We start from the raw sequence: 25,421 nt of genomic DNA on the forward strand, positions 1-25,421 counted from the left end.
ATTTAAAAATGATGAAAATGAAAAAATTAATTATAGGCGTTGCAATATTAGTTGCACAATTATCTTTTAGCCAGGTTACCAAAGAATTAGGAGATTTTGATTCAGTTAAAGTATTTGATAAGTTAAGTGTAAAATTAGTTCAGTCATCTGAAAATAAGATTGTTATAAAAGGTGCTAGAGAATCAGAAGTTGAAGTGGTTAATAAGTCTGGTTTATTAAAATTAAGAATGCCTTTTCCTAAATTATTATCAGGTGATGATTTGGATATTACTTTATATTACAAACATATAGAACTTATTGATGTTAATGAAGGCGCTATTGTTTCCAGCAAAGAAACTATCAAAGCAACCTCTTTCAAAGTCAGTGCACAAGAAGGTGGTAAAATCAACGCAGATGTTGATGTAGAAAAACTGAATGTAAGTTCTGTATCAGGTGGAGAAATTACTTTAACAGGTAAAGCTTCCAACCAGAATGCAAAATTAGGAGCTGGTGGATATCTTTTAGCAAGCAAATTAAACACTGCACAAACCAATGTAAGTGTTTCTGCGGGAGGAAAAGCAGATGTAAATGCTTCTACACTTGTTGAAGCAAAAGTAAGCGCAGGAGGTTCTATTTATATTTACGGAAAACCGAAACAAATTAATCAAAAAACAGTTTTTGGAGGAAAAATTGAAGAAGTAAAATAACAAATTGAATTTGAATGATAAATGATATTTTAGCTGGACTACCATGGGGAATTTTTTTAAGCTTTATGGTAGGTCCGGTATTTTTTATATTATTAGAAACCAGTATTACAAAAGGATTCAGAGCCGCAATTGTTTTTGATCTGGGTGTAGTATTAGGTGATATTTTTTTTATAGGTATTGCTTATTTGGGTAGTTACAGGTTAATTCAGAGTTTAAAAGATAAACCTGCATTGTTTATTTTTGGAGGAATAATTATGCTGGCTTATGGAATAATTTCATTTGTAAGATTAAAGCAGGGAGAAAAAATTAATGATGAAGAAATAGATCGTGATATCATTAAAAGAAACTATGGAAGCTTGTTTATAAAAGGTTTTTTACTGAATGTTATTAATATTGGAGTATTAGGTTTTTGGTTAGCCGTTATCATTTCTGTTGGACCAAAACTGGGAATGCAAAATTCACGAATGATTACTTTTTTTACTTCTGTAATTATCACTTATTTAGTAGTAGATAGTCTTAAAATACTATTAGCTAAACAATTAAAATCTAAAATGACACCAATTAATATTTTAAAAATAAAGAAAGGAATCAGTATTGTTTTAATGGTTTTTGGAATTGTTCTAATGATTCAGGGTTGGTTTCCAAAAGAAAAAGCAATGGTTAAGAATGCTTTTGAAAAGATTGAAAAATAGTTTATTTATAACTCAAAATATATATCAAACCTCTGAATTTCAGAGGTTTTTTGTTTATAAGTGTTGTTGTGATTGTGAGGAACGAAGCAATTATATCCAGTATTTAATACAGTTTATCATTCTGAGAAAGGAGGAATCTTCGCAACAGTTTTCTATAAATTTTATCAATTTTTGTAGAGTTACTTGCAGAGATTCTGAGGAAAGAAGAATCAAAAGAATAGGTAGTTACATAAAGTTTGTCATTTCGACCGAAGGGATAAATCATACATGTAACTCTACAAAGATTGGCAATTTTCTTTGCGGAATTCCTGGTGCGATTTCTCCTCCGTCGAAATAACAAGATTGTGGAAAATAGCATGCATAAAAAATCTCTAAAGCAATTTAGAGGTTTTAGAAGTATCATCCGGATTCGAACATATCTTTATGTAATTTTTTCTAAAAATTAAGTATAAAAAAACCTCCAAGTTTCCTTGAAGGTTTTAGAGGCATCGTCCGGATTCGAACCGGAGTAGGAGCTTTTGCAGAGCCCAGCCTAGCCGCTCGGCCACGACGCCGTAGTTGAACGGATGGCAAAAGTAACTAAAATCTTTAAAATTCGAAAGTTTAAAATGAAGTATTTTAAAAATTAAGTTTTTTAGATTAAAAAATCACTTTCTAATCTCAGTCATTTTTATAGTAACTGATTCAACATCACCACCAATAGGCGGATTTATTTTAGAAACCCAAACCGTTGTTTTTTCAATCATTTCAATTTCAGTCAATACACGAATATTGATTCTTTTTGCCACATGTTCTAATAAATGTGAACGAATAGCCATTTCTTCAGTAACAATTTTGTTCAAATGTACATAATCAACTGTATCAGCAAGATGATCAGATTCTGCTGATTGTTGTAAGTTAGTTTTAATTTTTAGATCGACAGTGTAATCAGATCCAATTTTTCCTTCTTCGATTAAACATCCGTGGTACGAAAAAGTTCGAATGTTTTTAAGTTTTATAACTCCCATTTTTATAATTTTATTGATCTCAGAAGTAGTTTAAAACTATGCACTTTAGTGTATTTAGCTTTAGCTTCTAAAAATATTTTAACCACAAATTAGCGCTAATTAATTTGTGTAATTTGTGGCTAATAAATAAGTAATATAATCTTCTGGTTTAGCGTTTTTGATGCGTTCTAAAACCATTTCTTGCTGCCATAGCGGAATCTCATTCGCAGTATTTTCGTCTTTAGAAACATCTGGAACATGTTTGAAAAAACCAATAAAAGTTTCGTAAAAATCGTCTGGAATTGTAACAGTTAATTGTCTCATAACTTTCAATATTTATACAAAAATACTAATAAAATTAGTTTCAAGTTGTAAGTTTCAGGTTTACTGAGAAGTTTCTAAAGAAAACTGTAAACTGTAAACCGAAAACTGTAAACTTTTTTATCTTTGCTAAAATTACTATAAATAATGGCATCAGAAGAGAAATCACTCAATTTTATTGAACAAATCATAGAAGAAGATTTGAAATCAGGTCTTTCAAAAAGCAAACTTCATTTTCGTTTTCCACCAGAACCAAATGGTTATTTACATATTGGACATGCAAGTTCTATTGCGTTAAATTTCGGATTAGGTATTGATTATCAATCTCCTGTTAATTTAAGATTTGATGATACCAATCCTGAAAAAGAAGAACAGGAATTTGTGGATGCTATTAAAAAAGATGTTGAATGGTTAGGATATACCTGGGCTGAAGAGCGTTATGCTTCTGATTATTTCCAACAATTATACGATTGGGCCGTTTTATTAATTAAGAAGGATAAAGCCTATGTTGACAGCCAGTCTTCTGAAGATATGGCAATTCAAAAAGGAACTCCATCGACTGTTGGAACTGATAGTCCGTACAGAAATCGTTCTGTTGAAGAAAATTTAGAGTTGTTTGAGAGAATGAAAAATGGTGAATTTGAGGCAGGAACTCATATTCTTCGTGCCAAAATAGACATGAAATCTACCAATATGCTGATGCGTGATCCAATCATGTACAGGATTTTACACAAGCATCATCACAGAACCGGAGATACCTGGAAAATTTATCCAATGTACGATTGGGCACACGGACAAAGTGATTATTTAGAAGCTATTTCACACTCATTTTGTACGCTTGAATTTTTGCCTCACCGTGAATTATACGATTGGTTTTTAGATCAGATTATTGATGAAAATCAGATTCGTCCAAAGCAAAGAGAATTTGCAAGACGTAACCTTTCACATACTGTTGTTAGTAAAAGAAAATTACAGCAACTAGTTAAGGAAAAGCATGTTAACGGTTGGGATGATCCCAGAATGTCAACTATTTCAGGATTAAGAAGACGTGGTTATACAGCTGCTTCATTACGTAATTTTGCTAATACAATTGGAATTGCAAAGCGTGATAATTTAATAAATGTATCGGTTTTAGAATTCTGTATTCGGGAAGATTTAAACAAAATTGCACCTCGTGTAATGGCAGTTTTAGATCCTGTGAAATTGGTAATTACTAATTATCCGGAAGGAAAAGAGGAGTGGTTGGAAGCCGAAAATAATCAGGAAGATGAGAATGCAGGTTTTAGAAAAGTACCTTTTTCCCGTGAATTATACATTGAAAGAGAAGACTTTTTAGAAGAAGCTCCGGCCAAGTTTTTCCGTTTGACTTTAGGAAAAGAAGTACGTCTTAAAAATGCCTATATCATTAAAGGAGAAAGTGTTATAAAAGATTCTGACGGAAATATCACTGAGATTCATGTAACTTATGATACAGATTCTTTGAGTGGAAGTGGTACTGAAGCAAGTCAGCGAAAAGTATCTGGAACTTTACATTGGGTTTCTATTCAACATGCAGTTGAAGCTGAAGTTCGTTTGTACGATCGTTTGTTTACAGATGAGGCCCCTGACAGTTACAAAGAGAAAAATTTCCTTGATTTTGTGAATCCTTATTCGCTTGAAATTATAAAAGGATTTGTAGAACCAAGTTTATCAACGGCTCAAAATGAAGATAAATTTCAGTTTCAGCGTTTGGGTTATTTTACTGTTGATAAAGATTCAACTCCTTCAAAATTAGTCTTTAACAAAACTGTTGGATTAAAAGATGCCTGGGAAGAAAAAGGTAAAAAAGAAGAAAATAGTATCAATAATTCTTTAAAAGAAATCAATAAATATTTTAAAGTTGAAAGTAAACCTGAACGTATTGCAATTGAAAGTGCAATAGGGGAGAGCATCGCAACTATTTCTAGTTTTTCATTGTTGCAAAATTCATTAAAAAAGAACATCAACAATAATAAAGGTTCATTATTATTTGCTCAATTTATTTTGAAATATTCAAATTGGAAATCTTCTGATTTTGAAGAAGATGATATTAAAAAATTATACACGATGTCTCTTAGAAGTGAATCGACTTATGTTAGATCAAAAGCACTTTTGAATTTAAGAGATATTGAAAAAGAAAATTTAAAAAATCAGTTTAAAGATGATATTTTAAAGTTATATTCAAATCCACCGAAAAGTGCTTCGGAACGCGAAATTGAAATTCTTCAGGAAATGGTTAAAAAATAACATCAATATTATCTATTAAAAGCGCTTTTTATAAGCGCTTTTTTTATTATTTATTTTTTCTATTAAATATTTAATTTCTATAATTATTTTTTATTAAAAACAACCTTCATAAATTGATTTTAAGCCATTTTTTTACTTGTTCCGAGAGATAATTCATCTTTTTAAAAAACATTAAAATTATATACCTTATTTTAATTTTAGCCTTCGGTTTGTCCCTCTTTAAAGCTTATTAACATTGAATTGTTTATAACATTGGTTTTTAATCAATTTTAATAACCAATAAAAAGTTTCACTTTCAATAATTGAATAAAAATTAATTATATAAATTTTATTTATTAAAAATTATTTTTTAATTGTTATTTATAATTATTTAAAAAATCTATATTATTTTTAATAATCATAGATTTTTTAAAGCAAAATCAACCTTCATAAATTTAATTTAAGGCTCGTTTTTATTTGTTTTAATAGTATACTCATTTATTGAATTATTGTTTAATAACAGGCTTTATTTTAATTTTAGTTGTTATTTTTCTTAGTTTAACGGGTTATTAACATACAATTGTTTATAAAGTTGCTATTTTTATCGAAAGGTCAAATATGAAATAGTATAATTTTAAAATTGGCACTTTAAGAATCGAATCTGAGTTTTTCTAAAATTCAAAAATGTATTTTTGGTTTTAGAATTTATTTCAAGTCTGAATTCTGAAAATTGGTTTTATGGTCAATTTTTAATTATGGTTTTTGTTTGATAATACTTCTGGCGTAAAAGTATTTTCATTTCATAATTTCATAATTTAATGAAATTGGTTTTATGATTATTAAAATTTTGATTTTGAACTAAGAAATTTTTTAATCTTTAAATTTTAATCTCATGATTTTTTTACGCTAGCTATTTTATTTAGCAACATCACAATTTCTCCAACTCATCAAATAACAAAACACAATGGTGATGAGTTGGAGGTTAATTTTATGTAATTACTTTTAATCAGTATTTTATCATATTAGAAAAGAGTATCTTTATTAATCATTTTAAATTTTACTATTATGTCAAATAATTCAAATACAATTGCAGCGATTTTAGCTGGTGCTGCCGTGGGTGCAGCAATAGGAATTTTATTAGCTCCGGACAAAGGTTCTAATACAAGAGCAAAACTTAAAGAAAATTTAGGTGATACTGCTCATAATTTAAAAGATTCTTTAGTAGCAGGTTCTGAAGTTCTTCGTGAAAAATTCGCGAATGCCACACAAAATATTGATGGAACTTTTGATGAACTACTTTCGAATGTGAGTCATAAAACTGAAGAAGTTATTACATTTTTAGAATCTAAACTAGCTGATTTAAAAGCACAGAACGCTAAACTTCAGAAGTAATATCAAACCAAAAAGCACAAAAGCACTTATTAATAAGTAATTTTGTGCTTCTTTTTTAAAATTAAATCACAATTATGGCTTTTGAAGAATTAAAAGAAAATACTGAAAATATTCAGGAACAAGCTAAAGTTTATTTTGACAGTCATTTAGCATATTATAAACTTTGGGGTTTTAAAGTTGCCATGAAATCGACAACTCTAATTTTTAAGTTTGCCTTGATTTTATTGTGTTTTAGTATGGTTTTGTTTTTTGGGTCTTTTGCTGCTGCTTATGCTTTTGGTTCTTTTTTTGAAAGTAACGCACTAGGATTTTTGACAGTAGGAGGGATCTATTTTGTCCTCACAATTTTACTTTTCTTTGTAAAAGACAAGTTTGTCGAAGGTCCTATTTTAGAGAAATTTTCAGATATATTTTTTAACGACTAATTTATGGAACAAAAAAAATACTCATCATATGCAGAAATCGAAAGGGATTTGGAAATTCTAAAATTGGAGAAAGAGATTAATTATCAAAAATTAGTTTTAAGTTTTCAAAAAACAAAAGAAAGCATCACACCTGAAAAAGTAATAAACGGATTCTTTTCTTCTTATAAAGATTATTTTTCTAACCATTATCCTAAGATTTTGCAATCTGTTTTACCGTATATAATTGGTTGGTTTGTAAATAAAAAAAGAGGCAATTAAGCCTCTTTAGTTTTTTGTTATTATTTTGTTTCGGGTTGAATGTCATCTTCATAACCAGATTGGAGAGGTTCAATTTTCTTTGGTTTCTCAATTTTTTTATTATTTTTCTTCATCATTTCCCCAACCTGATTGGATGCAGAAAATGATGCTACCATATTATTCAGCATATCACTTCCGGCTTGTGGAGAATTTGGTAACAATATTAAGCTTGAATTGGCATCAGCTCCAATTGCCTGTAGTGTATCATAATGTTGTGTAACTACAATAAGGGCAGAAGCTTCCTGAGAATTGATTCCAACATTGTTTAAAACTTCAACACTTTCTACTAAACCTCTTGCAATTTCGCGACGTTGATCTGCGATTCCCTGACCTTGTAAACGTTTGCTTTCAGCTTCAGCTTTTGCTTTTGCAACGATCCTGATTCTTGAACTTTCAGCTTCAAATTCGGCAGCTGTCTTTTCTCTGTCTGCAGCGTTGATCCTGTTCATGGCATTTTTTACCTGAATATCCGGGTCAATATCCGTTACCAAAGTATTGATTATATCGTATCCGTAGGTTGACATTGCTTCGTTTAACTCTCGTTTAACTGCAACTGCAATATCATCTTTCCTTTCAAAAACATCATCTAATTTTAGTTTAGGAACTTCTGCACGAACAACATCAAATACGTATGATGTAATTTGATCATGTGGATATTCTAGTTTATAAAAAGCTTCATACACACTTTCCTGAATAACTTTAAACTGAACAGAAACTTTCATTTTAATAAAAACGTTGTCTTTGGTTTTAGTTTCGATGATAACATCTAACTGTTGAATTTTTAGATTTACGCGTCCGGCCAATCGGTCTACTAATGGAATTTTTAATTGCAATCCCGAATTTCTAACACTCTGAAACTTTCCAAATCTTTCAATAACAACTGAACTTTGTTGTTTTACGGTAAAGAAAGAGGACATGAAAATAAAGAATGCCAATACTAATAAGATAATTAATGTTGTACTCATAACGATATTAATTTAAGTTTTTTTAATGAACTGTCAAATTACGAAATTTATTCTTACTTAAATTTTTAAAAACAAAAAAAACGCTAAAAACATTTTATGAATGTTTGTTAGCGTTTAATTAGAATTAAATATTTATTTACTTATTCTTTTAATGACAAAATTATAAAGTTGCAATTGCTTTCTGAATTCTCGAAATAGTTTCTTCTTTCCCGATGATTTCTACAATGTCAAATAGGTGAGGACCTTTCAAGGCTCCAACCAAACTCAATCGAAATGGCTGCATAATTTTCCCCATTCCAATTTCGTTTTTTGTTAACCAATCTTTTACGATAGCTTCAATATTTGCAGAACTAAAATCTTCAATATTTTCTAAAACCGAAATTAGTTCCTGCATTAAAGTTGGTGTTTCTCCCTTCCAGTTTTTACTTGCTTTTTCATCATAAGCTGTTGGAGCCTGGAAAAAGAAATCAGTCAAGTCCCAAAATTCAGAAACAAAATGAGCTCTTTCTTTAATAAGGGAAACAATTCTTGCAACATCATATTTAGAAACATCAACACCTTTTTCAACTAAAATAGGAGTGAAGTCTTTCGCTAAATCAACATTATTTTGTCTGATTAGATATTGGTGGTTGAACCATTTGTTTTTCTCTGGATCGAATTTTGCTCCCGATTTATGAACTCTGTTTAAGTCAAAAGACTCAACCAATTCTTCTAATGAAAACAATTCTTTATCAGTTCCGTCATTCCAACCTAATAAAGCAAGGAAATTTATAACTGCTTCCGGGAAAAATCCTTTCTCTCTGTAGCCAGAAGAAATTCCGTCTTCGGTTTTCCATTCTAACGGAAACACTGGAAAACCTAATTTGTCTCCATCTCTTTTAGATAATTTTCCGTTTCCAACAGGTTTCAAAATCAAAGGTAAGTGTGCAAATTCAGGTGCATCCCAATCAAAAGCTCTGTACAATAAAACGTGAAGCGGCATTGATGGTAACCATTCTTCCCCACGAATTACATGTGAAGTTTCCATCAAGTGATCATCAACAATATTGGCCAAATGGTAGGTTGGCATTCCGTCACTTTTAAACAATACTTTATCGTCAAGAAGATTTGTTTCGAACTTAACATCGCCACGAATAATGTCTTTTAAATGTAAAGTTTCATCAACCGGAGTTTTAAAACGGATCACATAATGTTCTCCATTAGCAATTCTTTTAGCAACTTCTTCGGCAGAAATTACTAAAGATGTATCTAACTTTTCACGATTATGGTGGTTGTAAATAAATGTTTTTCCTTCAGCTTCGTGTTGTTTTCTATGTGCATCTAAAGCTTCCGGAGTATCAAATGCATAATACGCCCAACCCGAATTGATCAATTGATCGGCATATTGTTTATATAATTCTTTACGTTCACTTTGTTTGTAGGGACCAAATTTTTCATTTTTACCAACGGTTTCACCGGGAGCAATTCCTAACCATTCTAATGCTTCCATGATATAGGCTTCGGCACCAGGAACAAAACGCGTTTGATCAGTATCTTCAATTCTTAAATAAAAAACACCATTGTTTTTTTTGGCAAATAAATAATTAAATAGGGCAGTACGAACTCCGCCAATATGTAATGCTCCTGTTGGACTTGGTGCAAAACGCACACGAACTTGCTTTGACATTTGTTTAAATTTTGATGCAAAGATACAATATTAGTCAAAAGCCAAAAGTCGAAAGTCTGAAAGGTTTTACGTTAGACAGGTAACTTTTGACTTTCGACTTTTGACTTTCAAACTTATTATTATAATTACTACTTTTATAGGTTATAATCAAAACAGATTCACTTTGAAAACAACATCTGCAATATACCTAAAGTTAGAAGGATTTATAAAGAAATATTACATGAACGAATTGATAAAAGGAGGGCTTCTTTTTATTGGTTTTGGATTGCTGTACTTTTTATTTACGTTATTTATTGAGTATTTTCTTTGGCTGAAACCTGTCGGAAGAACGCTTTTATTTTGGCTATTTATAGGAGTAGAAGTTTTTCTTTTGTTCCGATTCATTTTGTTTCCTGTTTTTAAGTTGTTCAAACTTCAAAAAGGAATCGATTATAATCAGGCTTCAGCTATTATTGGAAATCATTTTTCAGAAGTAAGTGATAAACTAACCAATTTTTTGCAGTTGTCTGTTTCTGATAATTCCGCTGAAAGTTCTGAATTAATGTTAGCATCGATTGAACAAAAAGCAAATTCGTTGCAACCAATTCCGTTTGGGAATGCAATTAACTTCAATTCGAATAGAAAGTATTTACCATTAGCTTTAGTTCCAATTTTGCTTTTTGCGGTGTTTTATATTTCTGGAAACAGTACTATAATTTCTCAAAGTTTAAATAGAGTAGTGCACTTCAATGCTACATTTTTACCACCGGCACCTTTCAAATTTGTGGTACTGAATCCGAATTTACAAACAGAACAAAATAAGGATTTCGTTATCAAGATGGAATCTGTTGGAAATATAGTTCCTGAAAATGTAATGATTCATATTGGTAATGAAAGTTATTTCATGGAATCATCACAGCCAGGAAAGTTTGAATTCAAAATTGAAAAACCGGTTTCAAATGTTGAATTTTCTTTTGAAGGAAATTCGGTTTCTTCTGAAGAATATGAATTGAAGGTAATCACAGTTCCGTCAATTGCCAACTTCGAAATGGTATTGAATTTTCCATCTTATCTAAAAAAGAAATCAGAAACTATTCAGGGAACCGGAAATGCTATTGTCCCGGAAGGAACTTTGGTAACGTGGAAAATGAATACACAATCGACTGAAGAAATAGTTTGGAAGGATGAAAATGCTGTTTTTAAGTTCAATAAAGCTGAAAATGAGTTTAAATTGACTAAAAATATCAGCCAAAATACAGATTATCAAATTCTTACCTCAAATAATAAGGTTAAAAACTATGAAAAACTCGATTATCAGCTATCAGTCATTAAGGATCAGCATCCAACAATCAATGTAGCCCCCGCACCAGACAGTTTGAAGCTGGATAAAAATTATGTTTTAGGAAGGTTAGGTGATGACTATGGTTTATCAAAATTGCAAGTTGTGTATTACGAACGCAATAAACCAAATACTGCCAAGCGTACAAACATTCCTGTGAAGCAAGCTGTGTTCGATCAGTTCGTTTTTAGCTTTCCAGGTAATTTACCAGCAGAAGAAGGAGTGTCTTATGAATACTATTTTGAGGTTTTTGATAACGATGCGGTTCATGGCTATAAGGGAACAAAGTCTTCTGTTTTTTCAGATCGTGTAGCTACAACAGATGAAGTTCAGGATTTAGAATTGCAACAGCAAAATCAAAATATAAATAGTCTTGAGAAATCTTTAAGAAACCAAACGAAGCAAATTTCTGAGATGGAGAAGATTCGAAATACCGGAAAAGAAAAGGATAATTTAGAGTTTAAAGACCAACAAAAAATCAATGATTTTATCAAACGCCAGAAACAACAAGACGAATTGATGAAGCAATTTGCTGAGAAGATGAATCAGAATTTGGATAAATTCAAATCAGAAAAGAAAGATAAGGTGGCTGATGATTTACAAAAACGATTGGATAATGCTGAGAAAGATTTAGAGAAAAATCAAAAACTTCTTGATGAGCTGAAGAACTTAAATGATAAATTAAACAGCGAAGAGTTGTTTGATAAGATGGAGAAATTTAAACAAATTAGTAAAAACCAATCTCGGAATCTGGAACAATTGGTAGAACTTACGAAACGTTTTTATGTAGAAAAGAAAGCAGGGCAAGTAGCTGAAAAATTAAATAAGCTTTCAGATCAGCAAGAGAAGTTGTCAAATAAAGAAAACGAAAACACTAAAGAGAAACAAGATGATATCAATAAAGCTTTTGATAAGATTAAGGATGATTTAAAGGATTTAAAAAACGAAAATAAAACATTGAAATCTCCTTTAGATATTCCTTCTGATGTTTCAAAAGAAAAAGATTTGGAGAATGATTTGCAAAAAGCTTCGGAAGAGTTAGGTAAAAAAAATACTTCATCGGCTAAACCAAAACAAAAAAATGCTGCAAAGAAGATGAAAAGTATGGCGCAGGAAATGTCTTCAAGTATGGAAAGCGGAGATCAGGAACAATTAGAAGAAGATGTTGCTATGCTTCGTCAGGTTCTGGATAATCTTTTAGCTTATTCTTTGTCTCAGGAAGATGTGATGAAACAATTCAAATCGATGAAATTAGGTTCTTCTGCTTATACAAAGAATATTAAAATTCAACAGAATTTAAAGCAACAGTTCAAACATGTTGATGATAGTTTGTTCGCTCTGTCATTACGTAATCCAAAAGTAGCTGAAGATGTAACCAAAGAAATTGGAAACGTACAATACAATGTAGATAAAGCTATCGAAAGTTTGACAGATGTTCAGGTTCCTAAAGGTGTTTCACATCAACAATATGCTACTTCAAGCGCAAATAAATTAGCCGATTTTCTAAGTGATTTATTAAACAACATGCAAATGTCTATGTCTAAACCGGGGTCTGGAAAACCAAAACCTGGTGATGGACAAGGAATGCAGTTGCCGGATATTATTCAAAAACAAAAAGGATTGGGTGAGAAGATGAAGGCAGGAATGAAAGAAGGCGATAAACCCGGTCAGGGACAAAATGGAAAAAGCGGTGAAGGAAAAGATGGAAAGCAAGGACAAGGGAGAGAAGGTCAGGGCAAAAACGGTCAGGGTAAAGATGGAGGAGGAAAACAATCTGGTGATAAAGGGAATGATGGTAAAGAAGGAAATGATGGGGAAGGCGATGCTGAAGCTATAATGGAAATCTACAAAGAACAAGTTAAACTTCGTGAAGCTTTGCAAAATGAATTAGCAAAGAAAGGATTTGATGCTCAGGGAAAATCTGTAATTGAACAAATGAAAGCTTCTGAAAAACAACTTTTGAATAAAGGTTTTAAGAATGAGAATTTGCAACGCATACTTAATATTCAGCAAGAATTATTAAAATTAAACAACGCTGTCCAGGAACAAGGTCAGGATACCAAGCGTCAATCTGAAACCAATAAAGCTGAATTTACTAACCGTTCAAATGCATTACCTAAGTCCTTATTGGAATATTTAAACAGTGTAGAGATTTTAAACAGACAATCACTACCTTTGCGCTCGAATTTTAATCAAAAGGTTCAAGAATATTTTAATACAAAATGATCAATTTTAATTACGAAACTAAATTTATTTTAGACAACGAACAAGCTTTTACAGATTGGTTAAGTGCTGTTATTGTTTCTGAAGGCAAAAAAGAAGGAGAGATAAATTACATCTTTTGTGATGATGAATATCTTCATAAGATTAATGTTGAATACCTTAATCACGACACTTTAACGGATATTATTAGTTTTGATTATACTATTGGAAACGAATTAAATGGTGATATTTTTATTTCTGTAGAAAGGGTAGAGGACAACGCAAAGGATTTTAATGTTTCTTTTGACGAAGAATTAAAACGTGTTTTAGCTCACGGCATATTACATTACTGTGGATACAAAGATAAAACAGAGAGTGATTCTGATTTAATGCGTTCTAAAGAAAATGAAAAAATCACAATGTTTCACGTGGAACAGTAGACTGTTTGTTTTAAGTTTCAGGTTTCAGGTTTCGACTCTTGATTATATTTTAGTGTTCCACGTGAAACATACAAGAATTAAAAATATCAGTTTTTCTGTGTTTTAAATAAGTAAATGTTCCACGTGAAACATACATGAGTTTGAATTTAAGTTTGATTATGTTTCACGTGAAACATATAGATTTTTGTTTAAAGATTAAATTTAGAAATGATTAAAGGTGTTCTACGTGGAACCTTAGTTTTGGTTTAACCTGAAACTTGAAACAAAAAAGCTGAAACAAGTAAACCTGAAATGAAAAAAATCGTTCCACGTGGAACAAAAGAATAAAGAAATTAATTCTGTGAACTATTTTAAAAGGTTTACAGAGAATAAAAAAACAAATGTTTTTAGAAGAATACGATGTTATTGTGGTTGGAGCGGGTCATGCTGGTTCTGAAGCTGCGGCTGCTGCCGCAAATTTAGGATCCAAGACTTTATTGGTTACTATGAGCCTGCAGAATATTGCACAAATGTCTTGCAATCCAGCGATGGGCGGAATTGCAAAAGGACAAATTGTACGTGAGATTGATGCGCTGGGAGGATACTCTGGAATTGTTTCAGACCGAACTGCAATTCAATTCAAGATGTTGAACAAATCAAAAGGACCTGCAATGTGGTCGCCAAGAGTTCAAAGTGACAGAATGCGTTTTGCTGAAGAATGGAGAATGATGTTGGAGGGAACTCCAAATTTAGACTTTTACCAGGAGATGGTAAAAGGCCTGATCATTGAGAACGGAAAGATAAAAGGAATCAAAACTTCGTTAGGAGTAGAGATTCGGTCGAGGTCGGTTGTGTTGACAAACGGAACTTTTTTGAATGGTTTGATCCATATTGGAGAAAAACAATTCGGAGGGGGCAGGGCAGGTGAAAGTGCTGCAACTGGAATCACTGAAGATTTGGTTGCTGCAGGATTTGAATCCGGTAGAATGAAAACAGGAACGCCACCAAGAGTTGATGGACGTTCTTTAGATTATTCTAAAATGAATGAAGAAAAGGGAGATGCAAAACCGGATAAGTTTTCTTATTCTGATTTGACAACTCCATTGACACATCAAAGATCTTGTCATATGACATATACATCGTTAGATGTTCACGATATTTTGAGAGAAGGTTTTGATCGTTCACCAATGTTCAACGGAAGAATTAAAAGTCTTGGACCAAGATATTGTCCTTCCATAGAAGATAAGATAAATCGATTTGCTGATAAAGAACGTCACCAGTTATTTGTTGAGCCGGAAGGCTGGAATACTTGTGAGGTTTATGTAAACGGATTTTCAACTTCGTTACCGGAGGATATTCAATTTAAAGCTTTGCGTTCAGTTGCAGGTTTTGAGAAAGTGAAATTCTTTCGTCCAGGTTATGCAATAGAATACGATTATTTTCCACCAACACAATTAAAGCATACTTTGGAAACAAAGTTAGTTGAAGGGTTGTATTTTGCCGGACAAATAAACGGAACAACAGGATATGAAGAAGCTGCATCCCAAGGTTTGATGGCAGGAATAAATGCGCATTTAAAAGTGCATGAAAAGGCACCTTTAATTCTAAAACGAGATGAAGCGTATATTGGAGTTTTGATAGATGATTTAATTACGAAAGGAACTGAAGAACCTTATCGAATGTTTACATCAAGAGCAGAGTATAGAACATTGTTGCGTCAGGATAATGCCGATTTTAGATTAACACCAATGTCGCATGAAATTGGTTTGGCTTCGGAAGCACGTTTACGTAGAATGGAAAAGAAATTAAATGAATCTGAAAAGATGGTGGCTTTCTTTAAAGAAACGAGTGTTTCGGTTGCAGAAACAAATCCGATTTTAGAATCGAAAGAAACAGCTCCAATTACACAAGGCGATAAAATGTTCAAAGTTTTTTCTCGCCCTCAAATTGATTTGGAGGATATGATGAAATTTGAAAAAGTAAAGGAATATATTGAAGCGAATGATGTTGATCAGGAAATTTTGGAACAAGCCGAGATTCAGGTCAAATATTCTGGCTATATCGAAAAAGAAAGAAATAATGCTGACAAACTGACTCGTTTGGAAGAAGTGAAAATTCCGGAGAATTTCGATTACAATAAAATAAAATCAATGTCAATAGAAGCTAAACAAAAATTGACCAAGATTCGTCCTGTAACTATTTCGCAAGCTTCAAGAATCAGCGGCGTATCTCCAAGTGATATTTCGGTGTTGTTGATTTATATGGGAAGGTAAAAAAGTTTATTTTGTTTAAGGTTTCAAGTTTCATGTTGGTGAAACCTGAAACTTGAAACAAAGAAAACCTGAAACAAAATAAATTGTTCCACGTGAAACTATTAACGAATGGCAAAAGTATATTTTGCCAAATCTATAAAAAACTAAAATTAAATAATGGACGTTTTAAATAAAAAACATTTTCTTACTGTAAAAGACCATTCCGTTTCAAAAGAAATCTTCGAATTGTATTATGATGAAAATCTGGATATGCTAATTACTTCACCACAGCCAGATTTGCAAAATTTAGGAAAATATTACGAAAGTGAAGATTATATTTCTCACACTGATAACAAACGTTCATTATTTGAAAAAGCGTATCATTTTGTAAAAAATATTGCGCTGAAAAATAAACTGAATTTGATCAACAGCCAACAATCTCAAAAAGGAAAAATTTTAGACATTGGTGCGGGAACCGGAGATTTTTTATTGACGGCCAAAAATGACGGTTGGGAAACTGTTGGAGTGGAACCAAGCAAGAGAGCAAAAAATATTGCGATTCAAAAAGGAATTTCATTCGTTGATGAAATTAGCGTTCTTCAAAATAATTCTTTTGACGTAATTACCATGTGGCACGTTTTAGAACATGTTCCAAATTTAGAATTACAAATTCAGGAATTGAAGCGTTTGCTAAAGCCAACTGGAACATTAATTATTGCGGTTCCGAATTTTAAATCTTACGATGCAAAATATTATCAGGAGTTTTGGGCAGCTTACGATGTGCCAATTCACTTTTGGCATTTCTCAAAAAAAGCCGTCCAATCACTCTTTGGAAAAGTAGATATGAAACTTGAAAAAGTACTTCCAATGAAATTTGATTCTTTTTATGTGAGTCTTCTGTCTGAAAAATATAAAACTGGAAAAATGAATTTCATCCGCGCCTTTTTCATCGGTTTACGCTCAAATTTAAAAGCCGCAAGAACAAAAGAGTATTCATCGCACATTTATGTTTTAAAAAACAGCTAAAACGTAAAATAAGTTCATTTAAGACACATTTTTGACTCTGGTCAGGACAAACATCTTCTTTTTTGAGAAATAACCGCTAATAAAAGCAGTAAAGGCCGGTTTTAATAGTGATATTTTATGACTATTTCCTGATCCATAAATAAAAACAATATCATAAAATTATAGCATTTTTCAAACTTTATGTTGATGCTATTTATTTTTTTATATTTTTGTCATCCATACATTAAAAAAAATAGAAATTCAGAAAATGAAAAAAGCATTAGTAATTATCGCACTTTCGGTTTTAGTTGTTTCATGTAATAAAACAGCTGAAGTAAAGGAAGTAAAAACAGCTTACGTAGATACTTCGGTTTTGATGAAAGAGTACACTGAATCAAAAGACCTTGAAGCAAAATACAAAGCACAATCAGAAGAAAAGGGAAGACAACTGCAAGCTGAGATAAATCGTTTTAAACAAGACGCTGCTAATTTTCAAAGTCAGGCACAGGCTAATGGTCAGGCGTGGGCTCAGCAAAGAGGCGCTGAATTGCAAAAAAGAGAACAACAATTGGGTTATGCGCAACAACAATTGGCGCAACAATTGCAACAAGAAAGCGGTGTTGAAATGGATTCTCTAGTAAGTGGTGTGAAAAAATTCATCAAAGACTACGGTAAGAAAAACGGATATTCATACATCTACGGTACAGGTGATGCTGCAACAGTTTTGTATGCTGAAGATAAATATGATATTACAAAAGAAATTATCAAAGCTTTGAACGAAAAATACAAATCTTCTCCAAAATCAGATGATAAAGCCGCAACTAAAGAAGAGGTGAAAAAATAACAACAAAAATAACTAACTATTTTAAAACCTAAATCTATTATGGATTTAGGTTTTTTTATTTTATAGAAATACGATACTTTTAGTTTTTTTAATATATGCCTAATGCAAAACGTTTCAGAAGCCGCCGCTTACACCTTACAGTTCATTAATCAAACGCAAAAATCTATTTTCCTGACTGGTAAAGCCGGAACAGGAAAGACAACTCTTTTGCGCGAAATTATTGCCACGACCCATAAAAGTACAGTAGTAGTCGCACCAACAGGAATTGCTGCTTTAAATGCTGGTGGTGTTACGATTCATTCGATGTTTCAATTGCCGTTTTCAGCGTTTATTCCTTCTTTTGAAGATAATTCCCAATTTACAGAGACAGTAAAATTCGAAAATAAAGAGACATTACGCCGACATTTCAAAATGAATAATGTGAAGCGAAATGTGATCCGAAACATGGAATTGCTGATTATTGATGAAGTCAGTATGTTACGTGCAGATTTACTTGATGCCATTGATTTTATGATGCAGACTGTTCGTAAAAATTCCCGTGCTTTTGGTGGGGTTCAGGTGCTTTTTATTGGCGATTTATTGCAACTTCCTCCCGTAATTAGAGACGAAGAATGGCGAACTTTACGCAATTATTATAAAGGAAAATTCTTTTTTCACTCGCATGTTATTCAGCATAATCCACCTTTGTACATTGAATTATCCAAAATTTACCGTCAGACTGATGATGCTTTTATCTCAGTTTTAAATAACCTGCGCAATAATCAGATTACACCGGGGGATATTAAGGTTCTGAACCAATATGTGCAGCCTGATTTCGATTTAAAAAACAACAAAGGTTATATAACACTTACTACGCACAATGCAAAAGCCGATTCGATTAATGAGCAGGCCATTAAGGATTTAGCTGGAAATGAATATACCTATCAGCCGTTTATTGTTGGGGATTTTCCTGAAAAAATTTACCCGGTCGAAGAAAACCTGATTTTAAAAGCAGGTGCACAGGTGATGTTTGTTAAAAATGATGCAGGTTTCGAGAAGAAATTTTTCAACGGGAAAATGGGTGTCATAAAGTCACTTTCGCCAGAAGAGATTTTTGCACATTTTCCGGAAGAAAATAAAACGATTGAAGTAGAAAAGTACGAATGGAAGAACATTCGCTATAAAATAAATGAGCTTACCAAAGAGATTGAGGAAGAAGTTTTAGGCACCTTTGCACATTATCCGCTTAAATTGGCATGGGCCATTACAGTGCACAAAAGCCAGGGTTTAACTTTTGAGAAAGCAGCGCTCGATGTATCGCAGGTTTTTTTACCCGGACAGGCATATGTTGCATTATCGCGTTTAACTTCCTTAAACGGGCTTATTTTGCTTTCTCCGCTACAGATGAATGGTATTTCGAATGATCAGGATGTAATGGATTACGCTTTGAACAAGGCAACTGAAGAGGTTTTAAAACACTCTTTGCATTTTGAAACAAAGAATTTTATTCATAACTATCTGATTAATAGTTTTAATTGGGCAGATTTAGCACAGGAATGGCGCAATCATCGTTTTAGTTACAATGAAAATGCTGCGAACTCCGAAAAAGCTAAGCATTCAGTTTGGGCACATAAACGACTGGAGATAATTGATTCGCTGGCAGATCCTTCTCAAAAATTCATACATCAGCTCAATAAAATTTTTCATAAAGAAACAGTCGATTTGTTCTTTGTACAGGAAAGGGTAGTGGCGGCTTACGATTATTTTTTTAAACCAATGGACAAACTGGTTATGGATCTTTTGCAGAAAATGGCTGAAATTCAGAAATTTAAAAAAGTAAAGGAATTTTATGAAGAATTGGCTTTTCTGGACGATCTGCAAACCAAGGCTGTTTTACGCTTAATTAAGGCTAAATTGTTAATTGAAATAGTTGTTTCCGGAGAAACTATCTGCAAAGAAAAATTAACATCTTCAGCGATTAAAAATTATAAAACAGATAAAATTTCGAAGATACGGGAGGAGTTTAAAATGACCAATACGGATATTTTTAAACTGGATGAGCCTGTAGTACGATATACATCGAAAAAACTGGAAAAAAACGAGCCTAAAACGGCAAAGAAAACAACTGTGGAAGAAACGTACGATTTATGGTTGGAGAAAAATTCGATTCAGGATATTGCGCGAATTCGAAAACTTACCGTGCAAACTATTGAAATGCATTTGGTTAAACTGATTCAGGTTAAGAAAATCGAAATTTCGGATGTTTTGCCATATGATAAAATTCTGGCTTTGCGCGAAGCTTTTGAGTTTTATCAGGAAGAATCTTTAAACGGATTAAAAGAAAAACATGGTGATGAATTTACATGGGATGAGTTAAAAATGTTTAAGGCAAGTATAAATTAAGTATTTTTATGGTTAATGTAATGATAAAGTATTAGTGATGAAGAAGATAAATGTATTTTTAATTGTATTGATTTTTTGCAGCAGTTTTGTTTTTGGTCAGGATTTAAAGCCTGAATATCAGAAGGTTATTAATATTTTTATAAGTAATGTAAAAAATGATAAAAAGGAAGCTGTTGCGAATATGATTTCATATCCGTTTAAAAGAGAATACCCTATACCTGTAATTAAAGATAAAGCTGAATTTGTAAAACGATATAACGAAATTTTTGATGTTAACTTAAAGAGCGAAATCAGTAAATCTAATCCTGTAAAAGACTGGTCAGAAATGGGCTGGAGAGGTATTATGCTAAACCGGGGCACAGTTTGGTTTGATACTGACGGACGTTTGATTTCAATTAATTACCAATCAAAATACGAAAAGGATTTAAAGAATAAAATTATAGCAAAAGAGAAAACAAAACTACATCCCTCTATTGCAAAATTTAAAGCTCCGGAATGTGTTTTGGAAACCAGTAAATTCAGGATTAGAATTGATGACTTAGGTGACAATAATTACCGTTATGTTTCCTGGTCTATAAAAAAAGGAATGAATGAAAAGCCTGATTTAGTGATTACTAAAGGTAAATTGATTCTTGAAGGAAATGGAGGGAATCACCACTATGATTTTAAAAAAGGAGATTATCTTTATCAATGTGATATTATTGTTTTAGGCACAAAAGATTCGCCACCGGCTATTTTATCTATTTATTTAAATGATAAAGAAATCCTTTCCCAGAATGCTAAAATAGTAAAGCAATAAAAAAAATCCTATTCATTGCGAATAGGACTTTGTGTTTTATAAAGGCTGAATTAAAATCCAGGCATCCGGATTTTCTGCTTTTCGTATTTCTTTTTGAGCTTTTTCTGCTTCAGCCATTGTTGCATAGCTTCCGTACAAAACAGGAAATAATCCATGTTTGTTTTCACCTAACATTCTGGCTTCATAACCTTCTTTTATTAACTGGTTATAAGCTTTTCTTGCATTTTGTTCACTTCTGAAAGCCCCGGCAATAATGTGATAGGGCATTACTTTTTCTTCTATACCGTCAGATTTAGCCGTATCTATAGAAAGTGTTACAGCCGGCAAAGGGTTTTTAATAAAAAAAGTTGCTTCCTGAATTTTATTCTCTACTTTTTTCTGAACAACACTTTCAACTATAAGAGTTTGATTAGCAATTTGGTTTTGGTATAATGGATAGCCTATACTTCCGGTAATACCAAGTGACAATACAATAATAGCAGCATATTTTAAATACGGATTCGAAGATTTTCTTTCTTCGTCAGCATATAATTCGATAGTTTCTCTCTTCCCAATTTCTTCAATTTGTTTCTCGAAAATTTCTCTTTTAACCAAAGGAGATACAAAAGGACTCAGCCCAAAAGAAGCAGAAAGGTAATTATTTTGTGTGTTTGGAGTGAAAATAAAATTATTGTCGCTATTCAAACGAATTTCACCAATGTTTTTAAGTTGTAATATTCCATTTTCTTCCAGCTCTTTTTTCCAGTTTAAAATTTCAAATGCAATAGCACTGACAGCAAAGCCATAAGATGTTTTTTCTGCATGAGCAATATGGTTAGCTAACAAGCCATCGTTGTTTTTAATTTGGCTGTTAAAAGAAATCATTTTTTTAGGCGGAAAAAACGAATTTGTGCTTTCATTAAGCTTTGCCGACTGAATTTCGGTTAGGAATGCTCCAAATCCAGGTACCGTTACACACTGATAACGATACAATAACTGCGCGATGTAAGTTTCGATTTTCATAGTAACAAAGTTATACAACCAATATAGTTATCAAAATTTTATTCACAATTTTTATTAACAATTCATGAATTTTTATAGACAATTAATTTTCAACCAGTTAAATAAAATTCATGTTTTACCATTTTTAATGTAATATTTTTAAAATTTATTTTTTGAAAGAATTTACTTCTAATTCATATATTTGTCGATCTAATAAAATTATAGATTTTAAAAAATTATTATCCTTTATAAAATTTTACAAGCCATGACAGAACAAGATTTATTTTATTTATTAGCCTTGCTCAGGGTGGAAGGTGTTGGAGATATTATGGCTAAAAAATTAATATTAAATTTTGGCAGTGCCGAAGAAATTTTTAAAACTAAAACTAATCAAATTGCTGCTATAGATGGTGTTGGCTCAATATTACTAAAAAATTTAAAAGACAAAACTGTTTTTGAAAAAGCCAATCAGGAACTTGAATTTATCAAAGAAAACAATATTGAAACCTCTTTTTTTAAAGAAGAAAAATATCCGGAACGGCTAAAACATTGTATAGATGCACCTGTTTTAATTTTTTCTGCCGGAAATATTAATTTAGTAAACAAAAGAATAATAAGCATTGTAGGTACGCGGCAAATAACCTCTTACGGAACAGAATTTTGCAAAAAACTGATAGAAGATTTGGCACCACTTGATCCCATAATTGTTAGTGGTTTTGCTTATGGAGTGGATATCGTGGCACACCAGTTGGCGATGGAAAATGATTTACAGACTATTGGCGTTTTGGCTCATGGCTTAAACCAAATTTATCCAAAAACACATAAAAAGTACATGGCAAAGATGGAGTATAACGGTGGCTTTATTACAGAATTTTGGAGTTCGACCAATCCGGATAAAGAAAACTTTGTTCGCAGGAACCGTATTGTTGCCGGAATGAGCGAAGCAACTATTGTTATAGAATCTGCAGACAGGGGAGGCTCGCTTATTACAGCCAATTTAGCCAACGATTACAATCGTGATGTGTTTGCCGTTCCCGGACGCGTTACTGACAAATACAGTCAGGGCTGTAACCAATTGATAAAAACCCAAAAAGCAAATGTGCTTACCTGTGCAGCTGATTTGGTTTATATGCTCAATTGGGATATTGAAAAAAAGGCAAAACCCGTTCAGAAACAACTATTTGTAGAGCTGGAATCTGAAGAACAAAAAATCTACGATTACCTGTTAAAAAACGGAAAAGAATTACTGGATATTATAGCACTCCAATGCGAGTTTCCAGTTTGTAAAATCTCCGGAATGTTATTAAATATGGAACTTAAAGGCGTAATTCGTCCTTTACCAGGGAAACTATTTGAAGCCATTTAACTAATTTATTGGTCTCAGAGATAGCCTGGAACCATGTACTTTAGTTTCTAATAAATAGTGTTACAAGCTTGCAGACTTTCAGTCTGCCAACCAAATCTATGGACATTCATTCCATGATTTAGTTCTGACTAATTTATCGTTTTCTTTTAAAATGCAGATATAATTTGTACAGGACATATAGTAGAATTAGCCCGAAAATTATATTCAGTATTTGAAATAAATGTGGAGGAATGTCGTAATCTTCAATATATTTATTCATTTCAATTTACTTTTAGTTATAATTATTTTTATGAAATAAATTCTATTTTAATTTTCAACTTATTAATTATCATGAAATTACAAATAAAAATTTACTTAAACTTAAATTTAAAATAAAAAATGCCCCTTGTTTCGAAGAGGCATTTTATTAGTATTGAAGTAAATAGCTATATTCCAAATCCGAGTATTTTTCGAACCCTGTCCAAAACACCATCTGCAACAACAGAAGCTTTTGCAGCACCTTTTTTCAAAAGCGTATCAACTTCTTCAAGATTATTGATGTAGTAATTGTATTTCTCTTTTACCCCCAAGCTAGTACTTCATTAAAGGCATCACTCGGAATCTCTCTATAATAATTGGTATATTTATTATACTCATCTAAAAGTACATTTTTTATGAAAATCTTTTAAAGCTGTTTTCATACTATTTGGGACAACTTATAAAATTTACTCGATAGCATATCCAGGTGATACTTCAATATATTGAATTTCTTTGTTTTCTTTTATTAATAGGAACACTACATAATTACTTAAATATTCAGCTAATTCATGAGTATTAAACATTTTATTATGTTTATAATACATTTTCGAAGATTGAATAAAATCTTTAAAATTGAGTACTTTTTCTGGTTTCAAGTTTACTGTCTTTTTTATTTCTTTTAAAAAAAAGCCTCCTTCTGAACTTTCTTCTCTTAAGAAATATTCATCAGGAAATTCTTTTTGTTTATATACGTATTCATTATCAAATTTAAAATAAAGAGTATCTTTAATATTGTTGGAAACAAAATTCCAATTTTTATCACGTCTCGGGTAGTATGAATTATATTCTAAATCTCTAGGTTCAATATATTCATCTCCATTCACAAAAAAGATGGTGTATTTATCAACTAAAGAATCTTTAAGTTTCCGCTTATCTATAATTTTATTGTACTTTCCTTCTAGATAAAATTTTCTATTTTCGATATAATCCTTTATTGATATGATCTTTTTAGGCTTTAAATCTTTAATCAAATAGCCATTTCCTATAAAAAATATGTAACCATTGGTTTTTGTATGTTCCATTTGTTCTTTCGTGGCTGCAATCCAATCAGAATAGCTTTTGTTTCCAAAATTTGGAATAATAGTGGGGGAGATGGTGTAATATTTATCTATGCTAAAAAACAAGGTGTCTTTTTCTGTCTGAGCCTGTAAGCTACAAATAGTAAAAAGCATGAATGCAAAAAATAAAACATGAGTTTTCATAATTTAATAGTTTTATGATTTAATTAGAGCAAGAAAGAACAATTTTACTAAAATTTTTTGCTCTGCTTGCCAGCGCTTCTATCGCTGCTTTTCTTTCTGGTGATAAATCTGTCCAGGGTTTTACTTTGCTATCTTTAAGACCCCCCCATGCAAAAGCTTCATAAAATTCATCGCTTGGCGGCACACCATAATAATCAATATATTTTTTATAATCATCTGGTAGCACATTTTTGTGAAATGCTTTCAGAGCTTCTTTCATATTATTAATATATAATGTAGCCATTGTAGCATGACCTTTTTCTTTTTCATATGCATTATAAGTTGATTTAAAATCAATAATTTCTTGACTTTTTATATCTTTTATTGTATTCAATTTTCTAAACATATCAGCATGTATATATTCATGTAAAATAACTCTTGCTGTCTCAAGAGCAGAATTTTCATTCGCTTTTGCTATACTTATTTCAATAGTCATTAAATTACTTCCTATTATATGATTAGTTATTCCATTAATTTCTAATTTGGTTTCATTTGATATTACTTTCTCCTTAGAAACAATTTCAATATTAAATTCAGATTTACCTGCAAAATTAGCTAATAACTTTTGCACAAATGAATCTCCATTTTTATTTAATAAATCATTTAGGCATTTTGCTTTCCCTGTAAGTTTATCAATAATT

21 protein-coding genes, 1 tRNA gene and 1 pseudogene are annotated in these 25,421 nt (G+C 31.7%); 14 read left to right on the forward strand and 9 right to left on the reverse strand.

Features of this window, described 5'->3' with window-relative positions; genetic code table 11:
• The first annotated feature begins 17 nt into the window (after positions 1 to 17).
• Together J2W48_RS02950 and J2W48_RS02955 are read left to right on the forward strand one after the other, a co-directional pair.
• Positions 18 to 686 (forward strand): head GIN domain-containing protein, encoded by a 669-nt coding sequence (locus tag J2W48_RS02950; protein ID WP_310277818.1) that lies wholly within the window; start codon positions 18 to 20, stop codon positions 684 to 686.
• A gap of 14 nt (positions 687 to 700) precedes the next feature.
• Positions 701 to 1,378, forward strand: coding sequence for a LysE family translocator (locus J2W48_RS02955; RefSeq protein WP_310277821.1), 678 nt, complete (start codon positions 701 to 703; stop codon positions 1,376 to 1,378).
• Positions 1,379 to 1,861: 483 nt separating this feature from the next.
• Here J2W48_RS02955 and J2W48_RS02960 read toward each other — a convergent pair.
• The 3 genes from J2W48_RS02960 to J2W48_RS02970 form a co-directional block, all read right to left on the reverse strand.
• Positions 1,862 to 1,932: transfer RNA gene (locus tag J2W48_RS02960), tRNA-Cys, on the reverse strand.
• A 93-nt stretch (positions 1,933 to 2,025) separates the two neighbouring features.
• Entirely contained in the window at positions 2,026 to 2,385 is a 360-nt protein-coding gene (folB, locus tag J2W48_RS02965; protein ID WP_310277825.1) for a dihydroneopterin aldolase, read from the reverse strand.
• Positions 2,386 to 2,484: 99 nt separating this feature from the next.
• Complete coding sequence (locus J2W48_RS02970) at positions 2,485 to 2,688, reverse strand: hypothetical protein (RefSeq protein ID WP_310277828.1); 204 nt, start codon at positions 2,686 to 2,688, stop codon at positions 2,485 to 2,487.
• 144 nt (positions 2,689 to 2,832) lie between these two features.
• Here J2W48_RS02970 and J2W48_RS02975 point away from each other — a divergent pair, with 144 nt between their 5' ends.
• The 4 genes from J2W48_RS02975 to J2W48_RS02990 all read left to right on the forward strand — a co-directional run bounded on the left by J2W48_RS02975 (position 2,833) and on the right by J2W48_RS02990 (position 7,004).
• On the forward strand, positions 2,833 to 4,950 hold the full coding sequence (locus J2W48_RS02975) for a glutamine--tRNA ligase/YqeY domain fusion protein (RefSeq protein ID WP_310277831.1): 2,118 nt from the start codon (positions 2,833 to 2,835) through the stop codon (positions 4,948 to 4,950).
• A gap of 1,044 nt (positions 4,951 to 5,994) precedes the next feature.
• Entirely contained in the window at positions 5,995 to 6,321 is a 327-nt protein-coding gene (locus tag J2W48_RS02980; RefSeq protein WP_310277833.1) for a YtxH domain-containing protein, read from the forward strand.
• Positions 6,322 to 6,395: 74 nt separating this feature from the next.
• A complete protein-coding gene (locus J2W48_RS02985) occupies positions 6,396 to 6,746 on the forward strand; it encodes a competence protein (protein ID WP_310277836.1) in 351 nt (116 codons plus the stop codon).
• A 3-nt stretch (positions 6,747 to 6,749) separates the two neighbouring features.
• Complete coding sequence (locus J2W48_RS02990) at positions 6,750 to 7,004, forward strand: DUF6327 family protein (protein WP_310277839.1); 255 nt, start codon at positions 6,750 to 6,752, stop codon at positions 7,002 to 7,004.
• A 20-nt stretch (positions 7,005 to 7,024) separates the two neighbouring features.
• On the opposite strand, the gene J2W48_RS02995 is transcribed toward J2W48_RS02990, so the two are convergent.
• Both J2W48_RS02995 and gltX read right to left on the reverse strand, forming a co-directional pair.
• Positions 7,025 to 8,008 carry an SPFH domain-containing protein gene (locus J2W48_RS02995; protein ID WP_310277842.1) on the reverse strand — a complete coding sequence of 328 codons (984 nt, stop codon included), beginning with the start codon at positions 8,006 to 8,008 and terminating at the stop codon, positions 7,025 to 7,027.
• A gap of 160 nt (positions 8,009 to 8,168) precedes the next feature.
• Entirely contained in the window at positions 8,169 to 9,674 is a 1,506-nt protein-coding gene (gene gltX / locus J2W48_RS03000; protein ID WP_310277845.1) for a glutamate--tRNA ligase, read from the reverse strand.
• A gap of 163 nt (positions 9,675 to 9,837) precedes the next feature.
• On the opposite strand from gltX, the gene J2W48_RS03005 reads away from it, so the two are divergent.
• The 7 genes from J2W48_RS03005 (at position 9,838) to J2W48_RS03035 (ending at position 20,895) form a co-directional block, all read left to right on the forward strand.
• Entirely contained in the window at positions 9,838 to 13,218 is a 3,381-nt protein-coding gene (locus J2W48_RS03005; RefSeq protein ID WP_310277846.1) for a coiled-coil domain-containing protein, read from the forward strand.
• Positions 13,215 to 13,634, forward strand: a complete 420-nt coding sequence (gene ybeY, locus J2W48_RS03010) for an rRNA maturation RNase YbeY (RefSeq protein WP_310277849.1) — start codon at positions 13,215 to 13,217, stop codon at positions 13,632 to 13,634. Before J2W48_RS03005 ends, ybeY begins: the two co-directional genes overlap by 4 nt.
• Positions 13,635 to 14,014: 380 nt before the next feature.
• Positions 14,015 to 15,886, forward strand: a complete 1,872-nt coding sequence (gene mnmG / locus J2W48_RS03015) for a tRNA uridine-5-carboxymethylaminomethyl(34) synthesis enzyme MnmG (RefSeq protein ID WP_310277852.1) — start codon at positions 14,015 to 14,017, stop codon at positions 15,884 to 15,886.
• A gap of 156 nt (positions 15,887 to 16,042) precedes the next feature.
• A complete protein-coding gene (locus J2W48_RS03020) occupies positions 16,043 to 16,891 on the forward strand; it encodes a class I SAM-dependent methyltransferase (RefSeq protein WP_310277855.1) in 849 nt (282 codons plus the stop codon).
• Between the two features lie 247 nt (positions 16,892 to 17,138).
• Positions 17,139 to 17,714: an OmpH/Skp family outer membrane protein gene (locus J2W48_RS03025; RefSeq protein WP_310277859.1), complete on the forward strand. Its 576-nt coding sequence runs from the start codon at positions 17,139 to 17,141 to the stop codon at positions 17,712 to 17,714.
• Between the two features lie 102 nt (positions 17,715 to 17,816).
• Positions 17,817 to 20,096, forward strand: a complete 2,280-nt coding sequence (locus J2W48_RS03030; protein ID WP_310277862.1) for a helix-turn-helix domain-containing protein — start codon at positions 17,817 to 17,819, stop codon at positions 20,094 to 20,096.
• Positions 20,097 to 20,133: 37 nt separating this feature from the next.
• Positions 20,134 to 20,895, forward strand: coding sequence for a hypothetical protein (locus J2W48_RS03035; protein ID WP_310277865.1), 762 nt, complete (start codon positions 20,134 to 20,136; stop codon positions 20,893 to 20,895).
• A 36-nt stretch (positions 20,896 to 20,931) separates the two neighbouring features.
• Here J2W48_RS03035 and J2W48_RS03040 read toward each other — a convergent pair whose 3' ends face one another.
• The gene (locus J2W48_RS03040) at positions 20,932 to 21,897 is read right to left on the reverse strand and encodes an HU domain-containing protein (RefSeq protein ID WP_310277868.1); all 966 of its coding nucleotides are present in this window, start codon (positions 21,895 to 21,897) and stop codon (positions 20,932 to 20,934) included.
• 244 nt (positions 21,898 to 22,141) lie between these two features.
• On the opposite strand from J2W48_RS03040, the gene dprA reads away from it, so the two are divergent.
• Positions 22,142 to 23,242: a DNA-processing protein DprA gene (gene dprA / locus J2W48_RS03045; RefSeq protein WP_310277871.1), complete on the forward strand. Its 1,101-nt coding sequence runs from the start codon at positions 22,142 to 22,144 to the stop codon at positions 23,240 to 23,242.
• Between the two features lie 425 nt (positions 23,243 to 23,667).
• Here dprA and J2W48_RS03050 read toward each other — a convergent pair.
• The 3 genes and pseudogenes from J2W48_RS03050 to J2W48_RS03060 form a co-directional block, all read right to left on the reverse strand.
• Positions 23,668 to 23,802: pseudogene (locus J2W48_RS03050) on the reverse strand (tryptophan--tRNA ligase); the annotation flags it as partial.
• A 144-nt stretch (positions 23,803 to 23,946) separates the two neighbouring features.
• Positions 23,947 to 24,741: a hypothetical protein gene (locus tag J2W48_RS03055; RefSeq protein ID WP_310277874.1), complete on the reverse strand. Its 795-nt coding sequence runs from the start codon at positions 24,739 to 24,741 to the stop codon at positions 23,947 to 23,949.
• Positions 24,742 to 24,760: 19 nt separating this feature from the next.
• A partial coding sequence (locus J2W48_RS03060) for a hypothetical protein (protein ID WP_310277877.1) occupies positions 24,761 to 25,421 on the reverse strand: 661 nt, incomplete at its 5' end.

This window comes from Flavobacterium piscis, assembly GCF_031457575.1.
GTDB lineage: Bacteria > Bacteroidota > Bacteroidia > Flavobacteriales > Flavobacteriaceae > Flavobacterium > Flavobacterium piscis_A.

Bases quoted from the DNA above. Each gene is read 5' to 3' on its own strand.
- J2W48_RS03055 (WP_310277874.1), bottom strand. From the start codon at position 24,741: ATGAAAACTCATGTTTTATTTTTTGCATTCATGCTTTTTACTATTTGT.
- mnmG (WP_310277852.1), top strand. From the start codon at position 14,015: ATGTTTTTAGAAGAATACGATGTTATTGTGGTTGGAGCGGGTCATGCT.
- J2W48_RS03030 (WP_310277862.1), top strand. From the start codon at position 17,817: ATGCAAAACGTTTCAGAAGCCGCCGCTTACACCTTACAGTTCATTAAT.
- dprA (WP_310277871.1), top strand. From the start codon at position 22,142: ATGACAGAACAAGATTTATTTTATTTATTAGCCTTGCTCAGGGTGGAA.
- J2W48_RS02955 (WP_310277821.1), top strand. From the start codon at position 701: ATGATAAATGATATTTTAGCTGGACTACCATGGGGAATTTTTTTAAGC.
- gltX (WP_310277845.1), bottom strand. From the start codon at position 9,674: ATGTCAAAGCAAGTTCGTGTGCGTTTTGCACCAAGTCCAACAGGAGCA.
- ybeY (WP_310277849.1), top strand. From the start codon at position 13,215: ATGATCAATTTTAATTACGAAACTAAATTTATTTTAGACAACGAACAA.
- J2W48_RS03020 (WP_310277855.1), top strand. From the start codon at position 16,043: ATGGACGTTTTAAATAAAAAACATTTTCTTACTGTAAAAGACCATTCC.
- J2W48_RS03025 (WP_310277859.1), top strand. From the start codon at position 17,139: ATGAAAAAAGCATTAGTAATTATCGCACTTTCGGTTTTAGTTGTTTCA.
- J2W48_RS02985 (WP_310277836.1), top strand. From the start codon at position 6,396: ATGGCTTTTGAAGAATTAAAAGAAAATACTGAAAATATTCAGGAACAA.
- J2W48_RS02970 (WP_310277828.1), bottom strand. From the start codon at position 2,688: ATGAGACAATTAACTGTTACAATTCCAGACGATTTTTACGAAACTTTT.
- J2W48_RS02975 (WP_310277831.1), top strand. From the start codon at position 2,833: ATGGCATCAGAAGAGAAATCACTCAATTTTATTGAACAAATCATAGAA.
- J2W48_RS02995 (WP_310277842.1), bottom strand. From the start codon at position 8,008: ATGAGTACAACATTAATTATCTTATTAGTATTGGCATTCTTTATTTTC.
- J2W48_RS03040 (WP_310277868.1), bottom strand. From the start codon at position 21,897: ATGAAAATCGAAACTTACATCGCGCAGTTATTGTATCGTTATCAGTGT.
- J2W48_RS02990 (WP_310277839.1), top strand. From the start codon at position 6,750: ATGGAACAAAAAAAATACTCATCATATGCAGAAATCGAAAGGGATTTG.
- folB (WP_310277825.1), bottom strand. From the start codon at position 2,385: ATGGGAGTTATAAAACTTAAAAACATTCGAACTTTTTCGTACCACGGA.
- J2W48_RS02950 (WP_310277818.1), top strand. From the start codon at position 18: ATGAAAAAATTAATTATAGGCGTTGCAATATTAGTTGCACAATTATCT.
- J2W48_RS03035 (WP_310277865.1), top strand. From the start codon at position 20,134: ATGAAGAAGATAAATGTATTTTTAATTGTATTGATTTTTTGCAGCAGT.
- J2W48_RS02980 (WP_310277833.1), top strand. From the start codon at position 5,995: ATGTCAAATAATTCAAATACAATTGCAGCGATTTTAGCTGGTGCTGCC.